The organism is Dactylosporangium sp. NPDC000521 (genome assembly GCF_042898305.1).
In the GTDB taxonomy this organism is placed as follows: Bacteria; Actinomycetota; Actinomycetes; order Mycobacteriales; family Micromonosporaceae; genus Dactylosporangium.
Map to the genome: position 1 here is coordinate 1 of NZ_JBIAYW010000060.1, position 1,576 is coordinate 1,576.

Genomic DNA, 1,576 nt, shown 5'->3' on the forward strand with positions numbered 1-1,576 from the left:
CCCTCCCTGTCACGCTGATGTGAGACAGCCCGTCTACCAGGGGATACTCTTCCTGGACGGTTGCGAGGAGAGATCATCAGCATGACGTCGAAGCCCAGTTCGAGCCCGGATCCGGACGCCCGGCCCCAACGGCGGACATTCACCGCAGAGTTCAAAGCACGGATCCTGGCCGAGTACGACGCGGCGCCGGACGCGGCGGCTCGCGGGGCGATCCTGCGCCGGGAACGGCTGTACGGATCACACATTCTGGACTGGCGCAAGGCCCGCGACGCCGGAGCCGCGGCCGGCCTGACAGACCACCGTCAAGCGGCCGCACGGGCAGCAAAGAAGGCCGAGAACGCCGAACTTGCCCGTCTGCAGCGGGAGAACGCCCGGCTGCAGGCCAAGCTCGCCAAGACCGAGACCGCGTTGCAGATCATGGGAAAAGCGCACGCGCTCTTGGAACTGCTCTCCGAGAGCGCGGACACCGCGCCGGCGCCGACCCCGTCCTGGCCGAGGCGCAGCAGGCGCTGACCGACCTGTGGGGTGTCGCCGCGGCGTGCCGGCTGACCGGCCTGTCCCGCGCGACGCTCTACCGGCGCCGCAACCCGACCGCCCAGTCGAAGCCGTGGGGACCCCGCAAACCGCCGCCGTCAGCACTGTCCGATGTGGAACGCCGGCAAGTCCTGGACCTGTTGAACCGGCCCGAGTACGCCGATCTGTCCCCGGCGCAGGTGTGGGCCCGTGAGCTCGACGAGGGCCGCTGGTGGTGCTCGGAATCCACGATGTACCGGATCCTGCGCGCCGCCGGACAGACCGGCGACCGCCGCGCCCAGGCCACACACCCGGCCCGCACCAAGCCCGAACTTGTGGCCGACGCACCCAATCAGGTCTGGAGCTGGGACATCACCCGGCTCCGCGGCCCGGTCAAGGGCGTGTGGTTCCACCTGTACACGGTGATCGACATCTGGTCCCGCTACGTCGTCGGGCACCTGGTCGCCGCCTACGAGGACGGCCAGCTTGCCGAAGCGCTGATCGCTGACGCCGCCGCCCGCGAACGCGTCGACCCGGACCAGCTGACCGTGCACGCCGACCGCGGCGCGGCGATGACCAGCAAGACTCTCACCCAACTGCTGACCGACCTGAAGATCGGCCGCAGCCACAGCCGGCCCAAGACCTCCAACGACAACCCATTCATCGAGGCCAGCTTCAAGACACTCAAGTACGACCCGACGTTCCCGGAGCGGTTCGGGTCGATCCAGCACGCCCGGCAGCACTGCGAAGCGTTCTACACCTACTACAACCACGAGCACCGACACTCCGGGATCGGCCTGCACACCCCGGCCTCGGTCCATCACGGCACCGCCGGACAGGTCCGCCAACAGCGGCAACGCACCCTCGACGCCGCCTGGGTCGCGCACCCCGAACGGTTCGGTCGACGCCGCCCGCAGCCGCCCCGCCTGCCAAACCGGGCATGGATCAACAAACCAGACGACTACGACCTCGAACAGATCACCGCCACGGCAGCGACCAGCCCTCCACCAGCACAAAGCTAAACAAAATCAAGAAACTGTCTCACTTGACTTGACAGGTTCCG

Annotated in this window: 2 protein-coding genes; both read left to right on the forward strand. The window is 68.1% G+C overall.

The window, feature by feature from the left end:
• Nucleotides 1-81: 81 nt before the first annotated feature.
• Complete coding sequence (locus tag ACFY3L_RS54520) at nucleotides 82-513, forward strand: hypothetical protein (protein ID WP_389343931.1); 432 nt, start codon at nucleotides 82-84, stop codon at nucleotides 511-513.
• Nucleotides 489-1,535, forward strand: coding sequence for an IS3 family transposase (locus tag ACFY3L_RS54525; RefSeq protein WP_389343934.1), 1,047 nt, complete (start codon nucleotides 489-491; stop codon nucleotides 1,533-1,535). The genes ACFY3L_RS54520 and ACFY3L_RS54525 overlap by 25 nt, the downstream gene beginning before the upstream one ends.
• The last annotated feature ends 41 nt before the right edge of the window (nucleotides 1,536-1,576 follow it).